Origin of the sequence: Paraburkholderia sp. RL18-101-BIB-B, from assembly GCF_046026985.1 — a bacterium.
Taxonomy (GTDB): Bacteria; Pseudomonadota; Gammaproteobacteria; order Burkholderiales; family Burkholderiaceae; genus Paraburkholderia.
In genome coordinates this window covers 76,638-95,000 of sequence record NZ_JARESV010000007.1, presented here as the reverse complement: position 1 = coordinate 95,000, position 18,363 = coordinate 76,638, and the positions used below count along the sequence as shown (strand labels likewise).

Annotated in this window: 17 protein-coding genes; 6 read left to right on the top strand and 11 right to left on the bottom strand. The window is 63.7% G+C overall.

The genetic code is table 11. From position 1 onward, the window contains the following. Positions 1 to 10: 10 nt before the first annotated feature. Entirely contained in the window at positions 11 to 415 is a 405-nt protein-coding gene (locus tag P0D73_RS13630) for a hypothetical protein (RefSeq protein WP_408176195.1), read from the bottom strand. On the opposite strand from P0D73_RS13630, the gene P0D73_RS13625 reads away from it, so the two are divergent. The 3 genes from P0D73_RS13625 (at position 297) to yoaA (ending at position 3,837) form a co-directional block, all read left to right on the top strand. Further along, entirely contained in the window at positions 297 to 1,163 is an 867-nt protein-coding gene (locus tag P0D73_RS13625) for a hypothetical protein (protein WP_408176175.1), read from the top strand. The genes P0D73_RS13630 and P0D73_RS13625 overlap by 119 nt on opposite strands. A gap of 126 nt (positions 1,164 to 1,289) precedes the next feature. After that, complete coding sequence (locus tag P0D73_RS13620) at positions 1,290 to 1,508, top strand: DUF465 domain-containing protein (protein ID WP_408175893.1); 219 nt, start codon at positions 1,290 to 1,292, stop codon at positions 1,506 to 1,508. 64 nt (positions 1,509 to 1,572) lie between these two features. Beyond that, a complete protein-coding gene (gene yoaA / locus P0D73_RS13615) occupies positions 1,573 to 3,837 on the top strand; it encodes a DNA repair helicase YoaA (RefSeq protein WP_408431656.1) in 2,265 nt (754 codons plus the stop codon). Positions 3,838 to 3,983: 146 nt separating this feature from the next. Here yoaA and P0D73_RS13610 read toward each other — a convergent pair whose 3' ends face one another. Beyond that, positions 3,984 to 4,259, bottom strand: coding sequence for a hypothetical protein (locus tag P0D73_RS13610; protein ID WP_083772052.1), 276 nt, complete (start codon positions 4,257 to 4,259; stop codon positions 3,984 to 3,986). Positions 4,260 to 4,491: 232 nt separating this feature from the next. Beyond that, positions 4,492 to 5,742 (bottom strand): JmjC domain-containing protein, encoded by a 1,251-nt coding sequence (locus tag P0D73_RS13605; protein WP_408176177.1) that lies wholly within the window; start codon positions 5,740 to 5,742, stop codon positions 4,492 to 4,494. A gap of 32 nt (positions 5,743 to 5,774) precedes the next feature. On the opposite strand from P0D73_RS13605, the gene P0D73_RS13600 reads away from it, so the two are divergent. Then, positions 5,775 to 6,314, top strand: coding sequence for an FKBP-type peptidyl-prolyl cis-trans isomerase (locus P0D73_RS13600; RefSeq protein WP_132373872.1), 540 nt, complete (start codon positions 5,775 to 5,777; stop codon positions 6,312 to 6,314). On the opposite strand, the gene P0D73_RS13595 is transcribed toward P0D73_RS13600, so the two are convergent. From P0D73_RS13595 to P0D73_RS13580, 4 genes are all read right to left on the bottom strand, one after another. Then, the gene (locus P0D73_RS13595; RefSeq protein WP_408175896.1) at positions 6,294 to 7,652 is read right to left on the bottom strand and encodes a hypothetical protein; all 1,359 of its coding nucleotides are present in this window, start codon (positions 7,650 to 7,652) and stop codon (positions 6,294 to 6,296) included. The two genes, P0D73_RS13600 and P0D73_RS13595, sit on opposite strands and share 21 nt — an antisense overlap. Further along, complete coding sequence (mutS, locus tag P0D73_RS13590; protein ID WP_408431654.1) at positions 7,639 to 10,326, bottom strand: DNA mismatch repair protein MutS; 2,688 nt, start codon at positions 10,324 to 10,326, stop codon at positions 7,639 to 7,641. The genes P0D73_RS13595 and mutS overlap by 14 nt, the downstream gene beginning before the upstream one ends. 171 nt (positions 10,327 to 10,497) lie before the next feature. Further along, on the bottom strand, positions 10,498 to 11,796 hold the full coding sequence (gene lplT, locus P0D73_RS13585; RefSeq protein WP_408175898.1) for a lysophospholipid transporter LplT: 1,299 nt from the start codon (positions 11,794 to 11,796) through the stop codon (positions 10,498 to 10,500). 210 nt (positions 11,797 to 12,006) lie between these two features. Beyond that, a complete protein-coding gene (locus tag P0D73_RS13580) occupies positions 12,007 to 12,810 on the bottom strand; it encodes an inositol monophosphatase family protein (RefSeq protein ID WP_408175900.1) in 804 nt (267 codons plus the stop codon). Between the two features lie 366 nt (positions 12,811 to 13,176). Here P0D73_RS13580 and P0D73_RS13575 point away from each other — a divergent pair, with 366 nt between their 5' ends. Together P0D73_RS13575 and cysE are read left to right on the top strand one after the other, a co-directional pair. Then, positions 13,177 to 14,016, top strand: coding sequence for an RNA methyltransferase (locus tag P0D73_RS13575; protein WP_132376842.1), 840 nt, complete (start codon positions 13,177 to 13,179; stop codon positions 14,014 to 14,016). Positions 14,017 to 14,219: 203 nt separating this feature from the next. Beyond that, on the top strand, positions 14,220 to 15,053 hold the full coding sequence (cysE, locus tag P0D73_RS13570) for a serine O-acetyltransferase (protein ID WP_408251258.1): 834 nt from the start codon (positions 14,220 to 14,222) through the stop codon (positions 15,051 to 15,053). Between the two features lie 206 nt (positions 15,054 to 15,259). On the opposite strand, the gene P0D73_RS13565 is transcribed toward cysE, so the two are convergent. The 4 genes from P0D73_RS13565 to P0D73_RS13550 all read right to left on the bottom strand — a co-directional run bounded on the left by P0D73_RS13565 (position 15,260) and on the right by P0D73_RS13550 (position 18,183). Beyond that, a complete protein-coding gene (locus P0D73_RS13565; RefSeq protein ID WP_408282680.1) occupies positions 15,260 to 16,057 on the bottom strand; it encodes a UDP-2,3-diacylglucosamine diphosphatase in 798 nt (265 codons plus the stop codon). A 47-nt stretch (positions 16,058 to 16,104) separates the two neighbouring features. Beyond that, on the bottom strand, positions 16,105 to 16,599 hold the full coding sequence (locus P0D73_RS13560) for a peptidylprolyl isomerase (RefSeq protein WP_074764298.1): 495 nt from the start codon (positions 16,597 to 16,599) through the stop codon (positions 16,105 to 16,107). Positions 16,600 to 16,750: 151 nt separating this feature from the next. Further along, positions 16,751 to 17,332: a peptidylprolyl isomerase gene (locus P0D73_RS13555; RefSeq protein ID WP_408282677.1), complete on the bottom strand. Its 582-nt coding sequence runs from the start codon at positions 17,330 to 17,332 to the stop codon at positions 16,751 to 16,753. 50 nt (positions 17,333 to 17,382) lie between these two features. After that, the gene (locus tag P0D73_RS13550; RefSeq protein WP_408431651.1) at positions 17,383 to 18,183 is read right to left on the bottom strand and encodes a tetratricopeptide repeat protein; all 801 of its coding nucleotides are present in this window, start codon (positions 18,181 to 18,183) and stop codon (positions 17,383 to 17,385) included. Positions 18,184 to 18,363 lie beyond the last annotated feature (180 nt).

Genomic DNA, 18,363 nt, shown 5'->3' with positions numbered 1-18,363 from the left:
GCAAAAGGGCTCAACCGCAGGGTGATAGAATTTCGGGCATGTTCCGTTGACCCTCTACGACGTTGCCGATCTCCTTGTCCCTCAACCGCCTGGGCTCCCGCTTGGTCTCTCGCCTGTCACAATTGCCGCCGTTTTTGTCGCCGGGTTTGTCTCGTTCGCCGCGCACCTCGCTCGTGTCGGCGCCGCGCTCCGTGTTCAGGTCCACGTTCCTCTCCAATGGGATGTTTTTCGCGTCGTGCGCGTCGTGTGTGCTGGCCGCCGCGCTGGCCATGTCTGCGCCGGCCGTGGCGCAATCCGTGACGCCGGCGAGCAGCAGCGCCGCGCGGCCCGCAGGCGCCTTGGCGCCGGCCGCCGCATCGGGCGAACAGGCTATGAGCGCGACGAAGGCGCAGGGCGCCACGAACGCCGAGGGCATGGACAACGCCGGCAACGCGGCAGCGCCGGAAAGCGATTTCGACGCACGGCAAAAAGTCCTGGATCAGCGCACCGAGGAGAACAACTACCGCTACGGCATTGCGGAACACGACTGCTATAGCAAGTTCTTCGTCAACTATTGCCTGAACAAGGCGCGCGACAGCATGCGCTCGGTGCAGGCCGACATTCGCAAGGAACAGCTCGCGCTCGACGGCGAACAGCGCACGCAGCGCGCCCGTGTGCGTGACGAGCAGGCCGCGATCAAGCGCGCGCAGGACGAAGCGAGCGCGCCGCAGCGTGCCGCCGACGACGCGCGCAACGCCCAGGCTTACGAAGACAAGCAGCGTCAGCATCAGCTCGATCAGGCGCAGCGCGCCGCCGAAGCGCCGCAGCGCAGCGCGAATGCGCAGGCCTATCAGGAGAAGCAGCGTCAGCATGCGCTGGATCAGGCGCAGCGCGGCATCAGCCCGTCGCAGGCTGCCGCCAACCAGCAGGCGTACGATCAAAAGCAGGGCGACTTCCAGCGCAAGCTCGACGAGGCGCGTGCGCAAGGCGCGCAGAAGGCGCAGGAGCGCGTGCAGAAGCAGCAGAGCTTCGAGAAGAAGCAGGCGGACGCGGCGCAGCACAAGGCCGACGTGGAGGCGCGTCAGAAACAGGCGGCCGAGAAAGCCGAGCAGAAGCGTCAGGACGCGTTGAAACAGCAGCAACAGGAAGAGCAGCAAAAGCAGCAGCAACAACAACAGCAGTAAGCGTGCTGAATGGGCCCTGAGCGTGCGTGACAGGGCCGTAGCCGCCGTAGTGCGTTTTAAGCCGGACAGCAACCTCAGGTAGCGGGCTGCACACGTAGCCCGCACCATCGACGAGAGGAGGCGAGCATGCGGGATCAACATCACGTCATCAACGCGGACACACTGCGCGACCGCATTCTGCAACTGGAATCGGAGCATAGTGGGCTCGATCGGTTGATCGACCGAATGTCGGATGTGCCCGGCATCGACGACTTCGAGTTGCAGCGCCTGAAAAAGCGCAAACTCAAAGTCAAGGACACCATCATCTTGCTGCAGTTGCAGCTCGAACCGGACGCACGCGCCTGAGTTCGCGGCCTGGCAGGCGCCGGGCGCGCGCCGCGCGAGCCGGACTTTGCAGGAAACGCTTGCCTTGAATTCACCGCTTGAAACTTCATCCCGTGCCACGCCGGGCGACGACGCATCAGGAGCCGCTACACCGGCGCCGCGTCCCGCCGCGTCCGCACTGAGCGCGTCGCTCAATCCGCGCCGCGTCGTCGAACTGGACGAGATCTTCGCTGAGAACGGTTTGCTGGCCCGTCAGATCGACGGGTATCGCTCGCGCGCGTCGCAGATCGAAATGTCGCGCGCCGTCGCCGCCGCCATGGAAGCGTCGGGCCGCGCAATGCCCGAGCCGGCCATGTTCGAGGCGCAGAAGCGTCCGGCGCGGCGTCTGCAGGGGATAGGCACCGGCGCCACCGCCGAAGCCGCTGAGGGCGCGGAATCGGGCGGCCTCGACGGCAGCGAAAACACGCTGATCGTCGAAGCCGGTACGGGCACTGGCAAGACCTATGCGTATCTGGTGCCGGCCATGCTGTGGGGTGGCAAGGTGATCGTCTCCACCGGCACGAAGCATCTGCAGGATCAGCTCTTTCAGCGCGACATTCCGACCGTGCGCGATGCGCTCGCAGTGCCGGTGTCGGTCGCCATGCTCAAGGGGCGTGCGAATTACCTGTGCCACTACTATTTGCAGCGCACCGCGGATAACGGCCGTCTGCCGTCGCGCCAGGAAACCTCGTATCTGCAGGATATCGTGCGCTTCGCGAAGATCACGCGCACCGGCGACAAGGCCGAACTGGCGAGCGTGCCTGAAACGGCCGCGGTGTGGTCGATGGTCACGTCCACACGTGAAAACTGTCTCGGCCAGGAGTGTCCGCATTACAAGGACTGCTTTGTAATGCAGGCGCGCCGCGAGGCGCAGCAGGCGGATATCGTGGTGGTGAATCACCACCTGTTTTTCGCCGATATCATGCTGCGCGATACGGGCATGGCTGAGTTGCTGCCCACCGCCAACACCATCATCTTCGACGAAGCGCATCAGCTGCCCGAGACAGCCACGCTGTTCTTCGGCGAGACGCTTTCGACCACGCAGTTTCTCGAGCTCGCTCGCGATTCGGTGGCCGAAGGTTTAGGGCATGCGCGTGAAACGGTCGACTGGGTCAAGCTCGGCGCGACGCTCGAGCGCGCCGCGCGCGATGTGCGGCTTGCCTTCAAGGAAGACACGGTGCGCTTGTCGATCGGCCAGTTGCCTGACGATCACCCGTTGTTCCCCGCGCTCGAAACGCTCGAAACCGAACTCGGTGCATTGGCGTCCGCGCTGGCGGGTCAGGCCGAGCGAGCGGAATCGATCGGCGCGTGTTTGCGCCGCGCACGCGAACTGCAAGGCGTGCTTGCCGGCTGGACCACGCCGCCCACGCAGACCGAGCGCGAAGCCGCTGACGCCGCCTCTGCGGACGGCAAAACCGAGCGCGCCGACCCGAACGAAAAGGTGCGCTGGATCGAAGTCTTCTCGCATACGGTGCAGTTGCACGAAACGCCGTTGTCGGTCGCGCCGATCTTCGCGAAGCAGCGCGCCGGCGTGCCGCGCGCATGGATCTTCACGTCGGCCACGCTGTCGGTGCGCGGCGATTTCACGCACTATGCCGCGCAGATGGGCCTGAACGCGAAACGTTCGATGACGCTGCCCAGTCCCTTCGACTATCCGACGCAGGGGCTGCTGTACGTGCCGCGCAATTTGCCGCAGCCGTCCTCGCCGATGTTCACCGACGCAGTGTTCGACGCCGCGTTGCCGGCGATCGAAGCATCGGGTGGCGGCGTTTTCATGTTGTGCACGACACTGCGCGCGGTGGACCGCATCTCGGCCAAGCTGCGCGATACGATCGAAGCGCGCGGCTGGGACTATCCGCTGCTCGTGCAAGGTGATGCGAGCCGCACCGAGTTGCTGGAGCGCTTCCGTTCCTATGGCAATGCGATTCTGGTGGGCAGCCAGAGCTTCTGGGAAGGCGTGGACGTGCGCGGCGACGCATTGTCGCTGGTGGTGATCGACAAGCTGCCGTTTGCGCCGCCCGACGATCCGGTGCTGTCGGCGCGACTCGATGCGCTAACCAAGAAAGGCTTGAGCCCATTCGCCGTGCATCAGTTGCCGCAGGCCGTGATCACACTGAAGCAGGGCGCAGGCCGCCTGATTCGCGCTGAGACCGATCGCGGCGTGCTGATGATCTGCGATACACGTCTCGTCGACAAACCGTATGGGCGCCGTATATGGCAGAGCCTGCCGCCATTCAAACGCACCCGTGAGATCGAGGTCGTGCGCGAGTTCTTCGAAGAGAACGCCGCGCCGGCGCAACAGGCTGATTAGAAGCAATCGACGCCGCTGTAAAAAGCGGCGCCTAAATGACAAAACGCCACGAATGTGAATCCGTGGCGTTTTGCTTTACTGCATCGGGAAATCGCGATGATTTCCCGATGCAGTTTTCGCCGAGAGGCGAAACCCTATGCGACAGCTTACTGGCTTGCGCCCGAAGCCGGAGCAGCAGCCGAAGCGGCAGCGTCCGAAGCAGCAGCGCCTGCGTCCGAAGCAGCGGTCGTAGCCGAAGCAGCAGCGTCGCTCGCAGCAGCAGCAGCACCCGAAGCAGCAGCAGCCGAATCCGAAGCTGCGGCAGCCGGTGCCGAAGCAGCAGCTGCGTCGCTAGCCGGGGCAGCGGCTTGGTCGTTGCTCTTGTTGCATGCAGCCAGTGCCACAGCTGCCAACAGGGATGCTACGAGGAGGGATTTCTTCATGATCACGTCCTTTTATGGTTTAAAGGTAAGCAACAGCGCAAAATAAAACCGGTAATGTGCTCCAACACCGACCTGGGCCGCTGGCGGAGAAGCTCTTTTGACGAGCTCGAATCTTCCCTACGGCTTGGGCGGAAATTATATGCACTTTCGTACTGACAATCCATAAATCCGGGGTCAATACGTTGTCTTTCTCATACAAAATTTCACTGTACGGTATAGCAGGCAGGCAGAGTTACGCAAGCTCGCCCACTTGTATCCAGCCCGCACAATACCACTCGTGTAGCCGTGCTGTCACCGACGAATCGTCTGAGAGTGTTACAAAGCGTTTCGCACTCATGCACCGCTGATTTGCGAGGTCAAACAACCACTTTTTTGCGCCATTAAATGACGTTTCCTCTCCATTTACGAAGAAAAAACGGCGGTTGTACAACAAATTAGTCTTGCGGTCCAGCCGAATGCCTGACTTCGATGCCTGACTGATGAAACGGGCTTCATTAAGCGGCCTTTGCGGCGGATCAAAGACGACACTCGGCTTGGGTTCGCTGAGATACGTGCCAAGGAACGACGCAATATCCTGCTCATTCCATTTGACGCCAGCAAGGATTGCGCCAACTCTATCGACCAACGCCGCGGGCAGCTCGGCCGGATGCTCGACGGCAGGTTGCTGCGGATCGCGATAAAGCGCGCTTGGCTGGCCCGCCGACTCGCCGCGCTCCGCCAGATGATAGAGGAACTGCGCGGTCAATTCGCCCGCGGAAGGGGCGCGAAAACCGATCGAACAGGTCATGCATTCGCCTTCGGCGATACCGTCGTGCGCGATGTGCGGCGGCAGGTACAGCATGTCGCCCGGTTCGAGCAGCCATTCCTCTTCGGGCTGGAAATTCTGTAAAACTTTCAAAGGCAAATCGGCTTGCAGTGTCAGATCTTCCTGCGCACTGATACGCCAACGGCGCTTGCCTTTTACTTGCAAAAGAAACACATCGTAGGAATCGAAGTGCGGCCCTACGCCGCCGCCGTCGCTTGCATACGAGATCATGAGATCGTCGAGTCGCGCGTCCGGCACGAAGCGGAAACGATCCAGCAAAGCCCGCGCGCGATCGTCGTAGAGATCCACGCCTTGCACGAGGAGCGTCCATGCGCGTTGCTTCACCGACGGCAGTTCGTCAGGTGCGAATGGCCCGTGCTCCATCTGCCATTTATTGCGGAAATGCGTGATCAGGCGTGCTTCGACTTCGTCCTGATCGGCCAGTTCGAAAAATTCGTCGCGCGACAATGGCGCCTCGACGTTCGGGATCGCCTGGCGAATCAGCAGCGGCTTTTTTTGCCAGTAGCGGCGCATGAATTGCGACGGCGTCAGATTGCCGAGCAGTGGTGTCGGCGTGTCTGGCGAAGGCGGGAGAACCGGAACAGCCGGCTTTGAAGCCGGCGACAAATTCCGTGCCGAAGCTGCGTCGGCGGGGTGGTCAGTGGGCCGCTTGGGCATCGTATAATGTGAGTTGTATTCTGGAGAATCGAATGAAAATCGCAAAGAACACCGTCGTGTCGGTCGCTTACAAGCTGTCGGATGCGCAGGGCAATCTGATTGAAGAAAGCGACGAGCCGATGGTCTATCTGCACGGCGGCTATGATGGCACGTTCCCCAAGATCGAGGAAGAGCTCGACGGCCACGAGGCCGGCTTCGAGACTCAGATCCAGCTCGAGCCGCAAGACGCGTTCGGTGAGTACGACCCTGATCTCGTGAAGATCGAGCCGCGCAATCGCTTCCCGGAACCGCTCGAAGTCGGCATGCAATTCGAAGGCACGCCGGAAGAAGGCGACGAGGATCTCGATTCGCTCGTCTACGTGGTGACCGATGTCGCGGAAGACAAAGTCGTGCTCGACGGCAACCATCCGCTCGCCGGCATGGCACTGCGTTTCGCGCTGACGGTGAAAGACGTGCGCCCGGCTACCGAAGACGAAATCCAGCACGAACACGCGCATGGCGCCGACGGCCTCGAAGTTCTCGACGAAGACGAGGACGACGAAGAAGACAAGTCAGGGCCCACGCTGCACTGAGCTTGCAGGTATGCCGGGCAGGCTTGAAGAAGCGCCCGGCGTGTGCGGCTGTGAGGCTGGCGCGGGCGGCGTCGAGGTAGCCGGCCCGTAACCACCGCCGCCCTGATCCGCCGGTATGCGCGGCTGCTGATCCAGTTGCGACTCCCCGGGCGTCTGCAACAGCGGCGGCAATTCCGACGCGGGTCCGAGCGCCGGTACAGCTGGCATCGAGGCGGGCGGTTCATCGCGCGGCAGCACGGGCTGCGCCGCGGGCATCGGCATTTGCTTCGGCACATCGCGCACGCTTACGCGGAACGGCGGTTTTCTGCCGAGATCCGCATCCACCTGAATCCACTGATTAAGACGATCATGCGGCGCGAGCGCGACACGCGTGAGATTCGTCACCAGCATCCCTTTGTCATTGCGTAGCGGCTGATCGATCACGAAGCCGGCGCTCGCACGCTCGTCGTCGCAATGAATCACCAGCACGGGTCCGCGGAAAATCTGCGCGAGCTTCACAAGGCTGCGTTTGAATTCCAGAAAACCATCGCGGCGCGTGTTACGCGCAAAACGTAGCCATGCAAAACGGTCGGGCCGTTCGTAGCGCTCAGGGTCCGGGTCGCCTTGAATGAACACGACAATCGCGCGCGCGTCGCGGCGTTTCGCATATTCTCCGGCGTGTTCCAGCCAGAATGCATTGGCGATCACGCGGTCTTCGAACTCGCCGTTGCGTCCGCCCGCGGTCAGATAATGATTGTTCGGACTCGGCGCGTTCAGGCCGACGAACACGGTATCGCCCAGTTGCCAGCGCACGTTCTCGCGATATGGACGAAAGCGCGAGACTTCACTTTCACGCGTCAACGCGATCGGGTTCTGACCCATCGAGGTGGCGTCGGCGAAGAGCGTTTGACGCAACTGATCGAGCCGCTCGATCGGATCGAAGCCGCCGGCTTCGGCCGTGCCGCAATCGGCCCAGTCATGCTGGCCGGGAATGAAGAAGAGGGCGGGCCGTGACGTTTCGAGGAGCGCGTGGCGACGCTCGTAAAGCGCGTCGCGGCAGGCTTCTTTCGCGCCCTTCAGATTGCCGTCGTAGACGATGAACGACATGTCGCGCTCGCGGCTGATCGCTTCGATCAGCCGTTGCGTGGGCGCTTCGTCGGCGGCGCTTTGCATCGTGTTGGCGATGACCGCGAAGGTGTAGCGCGGCGTATCGGCGTAGGCCGCCGGCGCGAAACCTGACAGGCCCGCGAACAGTCCTGCGAGCGGCACGCCGCCGCCCGAGAGCGTGAGGGCGAGGGTCAGCGCCGCGCGAAGTTTGCGCGGACGCTGCGAGGGCCTGTGTGCGTCAATGATCCGCATCTGGCGCGGCGGCCAGCTCGTGCAGTTCGTACAGCAGATCGAGTGCTTCGCGCGGCCGCAAATCGTTCGGATCGATGCCGCGCAGACGCTCGACGAGCGCCTGCATAGCTGGCGATGCCGCCGGCTCCGCCTTGGCATCGTCGCGTTCGTCGTCGGCGTCTTCGAGCAGCATCGGCATGGGTGCGGCGAACAGATCGAGTTGCGGCGCGGGTTGCGCGGCTGACTGCTGTTCGAGATGCGCCAGATGCTTGCGCGCCGCGCGAATCACCGCGTTCGGCACGCCGGCGAGTTGCGCGACCTGCAGGCCGTAGCTCTGATTCGCCGGACCTTCGTTGACCGCGTGCAGGAACACGATGCCGTGCCCGTGTTCCACCGCCGACAAATGCACGTTGGCCGCCTGCGGAAATTCCGCCGGCAACTGCGTCAGTTCAAAGTAGTGCGTGGCAAACAGCGTATGGCAGCCGTTGTGCGCGAGCAGATGCCGCGCGATAGCCCACGCCAGCGCGAGCCCGTCGAACGTGGACGTGCCGCGGCCGATCTCGTCCATCAGCACGAGACTTTGCGGCGTGGCGTCGTTCAGGATCGCGGCGGCTTCAGTCATCTCGACCATGAAGGTCGAGCGGCCGCCGGCGAGGTCGTCTGCTGCACCGATGCGCGTGAAGATGCGATCGATTGGCCCGAAAGCGGCGCGCCGCGCGGGCACGTAGCTGCCCACATACGCGAGCAGCGCGATCAGTGCGGTCTGCCGCATGAAGGTCGATTTACCGCCCATGTTCGGGCCGGTGATCAGCAGCAGTTTGCGCTCGGGTGTGAGCGCGCAGTCGTTGGCGATGAACTGCTCGACCTGCGCCTCGACAACCGGATGCCGTCCCTGTTCGATTTCGATGCCGGCGTTCGCCGAGAACGTGGGCGCGACCCAATCGAGCGCACGGGCCCGCTCGCCGAAGGCCGCCAGCAGATCGAGTTCGGCGAGCGCCGAGGCGACCCGCTGGCAATCCGGAATGAAGGGCAGCAGCGCCTGCAGCAGCGCGTCGTACAGCGAGCGTTCGCGGGCGAGCGCGCGTTCCTGCGCGGACAGCGCTTTGTCCTCGAACGTTTTCAGTTCCGGCGTGATGTAGCGTTCGGCGTTCTTCAGCGTCTGACGGCGGCGATAGTCGTCGGGCACTTTGTCGGTCTGACCGCGCGTGACTTCGATATAGAAGCCGTGCACCTTGTTGTACTCGACGCGCAGATTGCCGATGCCCGTGCGCGCGCGCTCGCGCGTTTCGAGGTCGATCAGGAACTGCCCGCAGTTCTCCGAAATATCCCGCAGCTCGTCCAGTTCCGTGTCGTAGCCGCGCGCGATCACGCCGCCGTCGCGCACCATCGCCGACGGTTCCTGCGCAACCGCGCGCTTGAGCAGTTCGACACAGGCTTGCGGCGGTTCCAGCGAAGCGTCGATGCGCGCCAGCGAATCCGCATTCGACGCAACGGCCGCGAGTTGCGTGCGCAACTCGGGCAACGCAATGAAGGTATCGCGTAGGCTCGACAGATCGCGAGGCCGTGCCGACAGCAGCGCGAGACGCCCGGTAATCCGCTCGATGTCTGAGATCTGCCGCAACGCGCCGCGCAATGAGTCGACGCTCGTGCCCGGCGGCGCGTCGAGCAATGCGCCGATCGCCTGCTGACGCGCCTGCGCCACCGCCGATTCGCGCGGCGGATGATGCAGCCAGTGACGCAGCAGACGGCTGCCCATGGTCGTGCAGCAAGTGTCGAGCAGCGAACACAGCGTGGGCGATTCGGTGCCGCGCAGTGTTTCCGTGAGTTCGAGGTTGCGGCGCGTGGCGGGGTCGAGGCCGATATATTCGGATTCGTATTCGACCTTCAGGCTGCGCACGTGACGCAATTGCTGGCCTTGCGTGGCGGCGGCATACAGCAGCAGCGCGCCGGCCGCGCCACATGCGCAAGTCAGCGAATGCGCGCCGAAGCCGTCGAGGCCCGCCACTTCCAGTTGATCGCACAAGCGCTGCGTGCCCGAGGTGACGTCGAAGTGCCAGACCGGCACGCGGGTGAGGGCGCCCGCATTGACCGGCGGCGTCCAGCTTGCCGAGTCGCTGGGCGTGTCGGACACCAGCATTTCCGCGGGACGAATGCGCTCGAGCGCGGCCGCCACCTGGTCGGGCGCGACTTCGGCGAGGCGCAGCGCGCCGCTCGCCAGATTCAGCCATGCAAGACCGACGCTGGTCGCGACGCCGCGGCGGTTATGCGCCACGCACATGGCCATCAGGTAGACATCGCTCTTGTCGGACAGCAGCGCGGCGTCCGTGAGCGTGCCCGGCGTGACCACGCGCACCACTTTGCGCTCGACCGGGCCCTTCGACGTAGCCGGGTCGCCGATCTGTTCGCAAATCGCGACGGATTCGCCGAGCTTCACCAGCTTCGCCAGATATTGTTCGACCGCATGATGCGGCACGCCCGCCATCTTGATCGGATTGCCCGCCGACGCGCCACGCTGCGTGAGTGTCAGATCGAGCAGACGTGCGGCTTTTTCCGCGTCTTCGAAAAAGAGTTCGTAGAAGTCGCCCATCCGGTAGAACACCAGCGTGCCCGGATGATCCGCTTTAATGCGCAGGTATTGCTGCATCATCGGCGTGTGTTGTGCGACGTCGTTGGCCGCTGCGGTTTGAATGCCCATCCTCGGTATCTTCTTGCGTTAGCTGTTCAGGGCGTGAGTTTAACCTGCCGGCGCGGCGAGCGGACCCTGGCCGGACGGCCAATCTGAACCGCCAATCCACATTGCAGCCCTACGCCGCGGCGACACATCTCGCACGAGCCGCGCCGCGCCCGCTTCACCTGCATGAAGGCGTCATTCTTCCGCCATCGCCCGCATATCCACCGTGCGTTCATTCACCGCGCTACGCCGCTTGGCCAGCCACATCATGAAAGTGATGAAGGTGCCGAACACGACGATGATCCACTGCGCCGGCATCTTCGCCGTGAGCAGCAGCGCGTAGGCGCCGAGCATCAGCAGCACGGCGAGATTCTGGTTGAAATTCTGCACCGCGATCGAATGTCCCGCGGACAGCAGCGTCGCGCCGCGATGCTGAAGAATCGCGTTCATCGGCACGATGAAAAACCCCGAGAGCGCGCCGAGCAGGATCATCAGCGGATAGGCGAGCAGAATGTAGAACGGCAGCACGTAGGTGCCGATGCGAATACCCGCGCCCGGCGGGAACAGATCCTTGTTGTAGAACGCCATGGCGATCGCCACCGCGCCGGTCAGAATGCCGACCGGCAACACGCGCAGCGATTTGCGCAACGGAATCAGCGCGGCCGCGGCCGCGGCGCCCACCGCGATGCCGAGCCCCGTGACGCCTTGCATGACCGCCGCCTTCGAGAGCGACAGCCCGAGGTTCACGTTGGCCCATTTGAGCACCAGCAATTGCAGCGTGACCGCGCCGCCCCACATCAGCGTGGTCACCCATAGCGCGATCTGCGCGAGTTTGTCGGCCCACAGCACGTTGAAGCAATGATAGAAATCGCCGATCAGTTTCTTCGGTTCGCTCAGGCGGTTCTCATAACGCGCGCCAGTGTCGGGAATGAAGATGTTGATCGCGGCGGCGATCGCATATGTCACCATCGTCGCGAACATGGCGAGATCGGCGGAGGAGCGGATCAGCGGCAGATGCGCATGCGCGACGAATTTATCCGCGAAGGTGCTGATCAGCGCGCCGCCCACCATCGTGCCGACGATGGTCGACAGCACGGTGGCCGATTCGAGCCACGCGTTCGCCTTGACGAGTTTTTCCGCCGGCAGCAGTTCAGTGAGGATGCCGTACTTGGCCGGCGAATACGCGGCCGCGCCGAAGCCGACCACGCCGTAGGCAATCATCGGATGAACGCCCGCGATCATCATCAGGCAGCCGCTCGCCTTCAACGCGTTGGAGATGAACATGACGTGGCGCTTTTGCATCGAGTCGGCAAATGCGCCGACGAACGGCGCAAGCAGCACGTACGAAACGGTAAAGAAAATCTGCAGTAGCGGCGTGACCCAGGCGGCCGAGCGAATCACGGAGAGCAGCGCGATGGCCGCGATCAACAGTGCATTGTCCGCAAGCGACGAAATAAACTGCGCCGCGATGATTGTGTAGAAGCCTTTTTTCATGAAGCGGGTCGGAAGCTGCGCGCAAGTCAGGCGCAAAGCAGGGCGCAGCAAAAACGCGCAAAACGCAGCCAGCAATGGAGTGCGCCGGCGCGGCCTTCCGCTTTGTAGCACGAACGCCCGCTGCATGCAGGCGCGCCAACGAAAAAGCGGCCGAAGCCGCTCGTTCATATTCCGTTTGCCGGTGCTGACCCGGCGTCACGCGGGCAAGGCTTACGCCGGTTGCTGACGCGTGCGGCTGTAGCGCGACAGGATCGGGATCATCTGAGCGTAGACCTTCGGGTTGCCCGCGACGATTTCGCCGACGTGCAGGAAATCCGAATCGCCCGTGTAGTTGCCGACCAGGCCACCGGCTTCGGTGATGAGCAGGCTGCCAGCGGCGACGTCCCACGCATTCAGGCCTTGCTCGAAGAAGCCGTCCATGCGGCCGGCGGCGACGTTCGCCAGATCGAGCGCGGCGGCGCCCGGACGGCGCAGGCCGGCGCAGGCTTCGGTCATTTCAGCGAACTGGCGGCCGTACGCTTCGAGGCCGTCCTTTTCGCGGAACGGGAAGCCGGTGCCGATCAGGCCGTCGGCCAGACGGTCGCGCTTGGCCACGCGGATGCGACGGTCGTTGAGGAACGCGCCACGGCCGCGCGAGGCGGTGAACAGGTCGTTGCGGGTCGGATCGTAGACCACGGCTTGCGTCACGATGCCCTTATGAGCCAGCGCGATCGACACGCAGTAGTACGGAAAACCGTGGATGAAATTGGTGGTGCCGTCGAGCGGATCGATGATCCACTGATATTCGGATTCGTCATCCGACTTGCCGGATTCTTCGGCGAGGATCGCGTGATCGGGGTAGGCGGTCTTGAGCGTGTCGATGATCGCCGCTTCAGACGCTTTGTCGACCTCCGTGACGAAATCGTTGTGCTGTTTCTTGCTGACCTGGACGAGATCGAGGTCGAGCGACGCGCGGGTGATGATCTGTGACGCGCGGCGCGCGGCCTTCACGGCGATATTGAGCATGGGATGCATGAGACTGGATCCTTGTGCCGGGGCAGCACGGCTGCTGGCCGGTAAATGAGCGCTAACCTGCGCTAATTGGGCGCCCTCGAGAAAGGCGCGGAAACAGCACGGAACGTTCGCCCGGTACAGGACCGGTGCGCATTCCGCCGACGGAGACGAATTGGATAAGAACGAGGCGCTCATGCCAAGCCGGACGGCGAAGCTGGACGCGAATCTAGGTATTTTACCTGAGTCCGGGCGCCGCGGCAGCGTTCTCGGGACGGACGGGTCATCTCCCCGGGTTTTACGCGGCATTGGCAAGCCCGTTCGCATGCAAATCGGACTGGCTGCGGCGTTGGCGCTACCATACCCGTCTTTAGCATGCAGAATTCCATCGTGGACCACACCCACCATTCTTCCGATCCTGACGTAGCCGAACTGCGTGGGGGCTTCACCTCGACGCGCTTCGTGCTCGTCGAGCCGAGCCATCCGGGCAACGTCGGCGCCGCGGCGCGCGCGCTGAAAACCATGGGGTTCTCGCGGCTCGTGCTGGTGTCGCCGCGCGTGCCGCACGTGCAGAGCGATCCGGAAGCCATCGCCATGGCAAGCGGCGCCGACGACGTGCTGGCCTCCGCGCACGTCGTGCCGACACTCGCCGACGCCCTGAACGGCGTGCACTGGTCGATCGCGCTGACCGCGCGGCTACGCGAATACGGGCCGCCGCAATGGACGCCGCGCGCCGCGGCCGGCGTCGCGCGCGAGCAGGCGGTGCATGGCGAGATCGCGCTGGTGTTCGGCAACGAGCGCACGGGTTTGTCGAACGAGGACGTCGAGCGATGCAGCGCGCTGGCGCATATTCCTGCCAATCCCGCTTATAGCTCGCTCAATCTCGCGCAGGCCGTGCAGGTGTTGGCGTATGAGTTGCGCACGATGTATCTGTCGGCCGACAGCGCGCCCACGGCGGCTCAAGTGGCTGCGGCTCGGGCGGCTGCGGGGCAGGGCGAGCCGGCAGGCGCACGCGCCGCGAGCGACGAAATCGAAAGCATGTTCACGCATCTGGAAAGCGCGCTGGTCGCGCTCGAATTTCTCGATCCCGCCAATCCGAAGAAGCTGATGTCGCGCCTGCGGCGTCTCTTTGCACGCTCGGGTCTCGAGCGCGAGGAAGTGAATATCGTGCGCGGCATCGCCAAGCACATTCTGTTGAAGACCAAGTCCAAGGACGGCGACGCGTCCTGAGCGCTGCATGCCGTTCCTGAATGCTTTTCCGATAGCCGGCGACGACCCCGCCGGCAGCGTGGACTTCCGGCAGGTTTTCCGCAATCCCCCTACAATCCTCAAAACGTTCTAAGCAAAGCTGCCGCCGTGCTATCCGGCAAGCCGTGCCGTGGCGCGCGCCAGGTCGCGCGAGCGGCCCTTTCTCCCACAACACAGTCCCTGCCATGTTCACGAGACTTCGCGAAGACATCGCCACGATCCGCGAGCGCGACCCCGCCGCCCGCAGCGCCTGGGAAGTCCTCACGTGTTATCCGGGCCTGCACGCGCTCGTACTGCACCGGCTCGCGCATGCATGCTGGCGGGCTAAACGCCGCTGGCTCGCGCGATTCATCTCGCAGATGGCGCGGTTCATGACGGGCATCGAAATCCATCCGGGCGCGACGCTCGGGCGGCGCGTGTTCATCGATCACGGCATGGGCGTGGTGATCGGCGAGACCGCGCAGATCGGCGACGACTGCACGATCTATCAGGGCGTCACGCTCGGCGGCACGTCGCTCACGCGTGGCGCGAAACGGCATCCGACGCTCGAGCGCGGCGTGATCGTGGGCGCGGGTGCGAAGGTGCTCGGCGGTTTTACGATCGGCGCGGACGCGAAGATCGGATCGAACGCGGTGGTGACGAAGCCCGTGCCCGCGCGTGGCACGGCGGTGGGTAATCCGGCGCGGATCATCGTGCCGGCGGCGGCCGCAGTGGTTTCAGAGGCGGCGAATGCGGGTTCCAACGGCGCCGCGCGCGACGTCAAACGCTCCGCCGGAAGCAGCGGCTTCTGCGCATACGGCATTACGCCGAACGCGGACGATCCGGTGTCGCTGGCGATCCATGGCCTGATCGATCACGCCGCCACCCAGGCGAAACGCATCGACGAAATCGTCGACGCACTGGAGCGGCTGGGTACGAGTCTCGAAGGACTGCAAGGCGCGGATGCGGCGTTGCTCGATCTACGGCGGTTGTCGGCCGCGATTGCAGGGAAGGTGGAAGGGGCGGCGGCGGAGCGTTGACGTCTGCTTGCAGACGACGATGCCGCCGTTCACGCTGGCGGCCGGCGCTAACGGCAATGCGGCATGCGACGCGGAGACACGGCCGTATCGACGCTGGCATGCGCTGCGACAGTCGCTCTGCGATCAATCATTACGATCGCATTCAACCAACGAAAGCGCTGACATGCGGGGAGCCAGCGGCGCTGCAATCACCCGCACCACCACCTTCAACCTAATGGCAACGCCCGAATCCCTTCAGCATCGATACGCAAATACCCGCCACGGCGCTCGCCGTGGTCGAGATCCCAATCCGGCAAAACCCAGCGCGTGCCGCCCGGCTCGCGATGCCGCGCCGGCCGGTGCGTGTGCCCATGAATGATGGTCGCCGTTTTCGACGACTTGAATAACGCGGCCACGGCCGCCGCCGTCACGTCGTACTTCGGCGAAACCGGCCGCGAGCGGCCTTGCTCGCTTTTCGCGCGCATGTTCTCGGCGAGTTTCTGACGCCAGCGTAACGGCCACGCGAGAAACAGCATCTGCGCGAAACGGTTGCGCGCAAAATGCCGGAACAATTGATAGCCGCGATCCGCGGTGCACAAGCCATCGCCATGCGCGAGCGCGATGCGCGTGCCGAATGCGGTGATCACAAACGGATCGGGCAGCCAGATCGCGCCGGCCGCTTTCATGAACCGCTTGCCCAGCAGAAAATCGCGGTTGCCGTGCATGATGTAGAGCGCGATGCCGCGCTCGGACAACGTATGCAACAGCGCCGCCATGCGCGCGACGAACGGTTCGACGAGCATGTCGTCGCCGATCCAGTACTCGAACAGGTCGCCGAGTATGAAAACCGAATCGGCCTGCTCGGCCGTGAAGCGGATGAAATGCTCGAACGCGGCGACCGTATGCGGAATCGCCTCGCTCAGATGAATATCGGAGAGGAGAAAAAACGGGCGTGCGGCGTGCGGGCGTTTGCCCTCGCCAGGCACGCCCGCGGCGACGCTTCGCAGCGGCGTTTCTTGCAGCATTGAAGGTGCCTGATGTCAGTTCGAACGAGTCGACGCTTCGTTCACGTTCAGTCGACGATCACAGCCTTTTCGATCACCACGTCGTCCGCCGGCACGTCCTGATGGAAGCCCTTCGAACCCGTCTTGACCTTCTTGATCTTCTCGACGATGTCCAAGCCTTCGACGACCTTGCCGAACACGGCGTAGCCCCAGCCCTGCGGCGTCGGCGACGAATGGTTCAGGAAGTCGTTGTCGTTCACGTTGATGAAGAATTGTGCCGTGGCCGAATGCGGGTCGTTCGTGCGAGCCATGGCGACCGAGCCGTTCACGTTCTTCAGACCGTTGTTCGCTTCGTTGGTGATCGGCTCGGCCGTCGGCTTCTGCTTCATGCCGGGTTCGAAGCCGCCGCCTTGGATCATGAAGCCGTCGATCACGCGGTGGAACACCGTGTTGTCGTAGTGGCCGGCCTTCACGTAGTTGAGGAAGTTCTCAACCGACTTCGGCGCCTTTTCAGCGTCCAGTTCGAGTTTGATGACGCCGTGGTTCGTATGCAGTTCAACCATGATGGAATCCTTTGATGAACAGGGTGGGTAAAAGGCGCGGCCAGTCGTCATGAACTGACGCCGGGCCGCGCCGGGGCGTGGATTGAGCGCTGATGCTTTTCTCGTGGGCGCGGTGTCTTGCGCGCGCTTTCAGTGCTCGCCTTTGCTTCAATTACTTGCCGACGACCGTGGCCGACTCGATCACGACCGGCTTTTGCGGCACGTCGCTCATCGGGCCGCGCGAGGTAGTGGGCGTGCCTTCGATCTTCTTCACGACGTCCATGCCGCTCGTGACCTTGCCGAACACCGCATAGCCGTTGCCGTCCGGATTCGGATAGTCGAGGCCGGCATTGTCCACCGTATTGATGAAGAACTGCGCGGTGGCCGAATTCGGATCGCTGGTGCGCGCCATGGCGAGCGTGCCCGTCATGTTCTTCAGACCGTTACGGCTTTCGAGCGCAATCGGCGCGCGCGTCGGCTTCTCCGCGAAGCTCTGCGTATAGCCGCCGCCCTGAATCATGAAGCCGCGAATCACGCGATGGAAAATCGTGCCGCTGTACTGGCCGGACTTCACGTAGTCGAGGAAGTTGGCGACCGTCTTCGGCGCTTTCTCAGGATACAACTCGACGCGGATGTCGCCTTCCGATGTCTTGAAGAGGACGGACGGATGCGCGGCTTGCGAACCGGACTGGGCAAATGCGGGAGCGTTTGCGATCAGGGCGGCGCTGCCGAGCGCCAACATCAACCATTTCATGAAGATCCTCAGGGTTGGAAAAAACGTATTGCGCGAGAGCGTAATGGGCTTTACTTCGACGGCGCCATGTACGGCGGCATGGCGAGCGAGCCGTTCGCGCCGCCGTACTGGAAGCTCGGCGTCTGCGTCATGTTCGAGGTGGCGCGAGCGGTGTAGTCGTCTTCCGGGACGGCGGACTGCTTCGCCTGGGTCGGGGTCTTGACCGGCGAGATGACTTTCTGAATGTCCGCGAGGCGCTGCGTGGTGGTGGGGCTCACCTTGCCGAGGCTCTGTGCGCGGCGATAGGCCTCGTTGGCCATGCGCAGATACAGGTCGCCGAGATTCTCGTACGCGAGGCTGTAGCCCGGGTTGACCTTGGTTGCGGTTTCCAGCGCGGCGCGCGCTTCGGCATAATGGCCTTGCTTCGCATAAAGCGCGGCGAGGTTGTTATAGGGCTCGGGCAACTCGGGGTACGTCTGCGTGAGTTCGGTGAACGCGGCGATGGCTTCGTCGTCGCGATTCAGATGGGCGAGCACCGTGCCGCGCTTGAACTTTGCTTGCGCGTCGCGTGGATTCGAGGCGATGCGCGCGTCGAGCTGGGCCAGCGAGGCCGCCCAGTTTTTCTGCGCGATAGAGGCGTCGATTTCCGGCGTGTTGTCGCGCACGGCGGGGCCCTGCGGCCGCGTGGCGGCTTTCTGCGCGAAGGCGGCCGAGGCGGGCACGGCGGCAAGGGCGACAGCCAGGGTGACGCGCAACGTGAGGGCACGCGTGGCGCCGAGAGCGACGCCGCCGCTCATGCCGCGCGCGACGCCACCGAAGGCCGCCGCGGCGAGGGTCGCAGCGCTGCGCGCGCGGCCGCTTGAAGGTTTCATAGGCTCAGGTCTGGATGTTATACTCCGACCCATTCTAACAAAAGGTCTGCGCGTTCCGTCGAACCGCAAACTGTCTTTTCGCCACTCGTGGTCGTCTCCGCCTTGATCGCAGCCTGACCGCCGCACCAGGTGCACCGGTTTTGCTGTATGCGACGCACCCGCCATTTGTTCGCGGGGCGC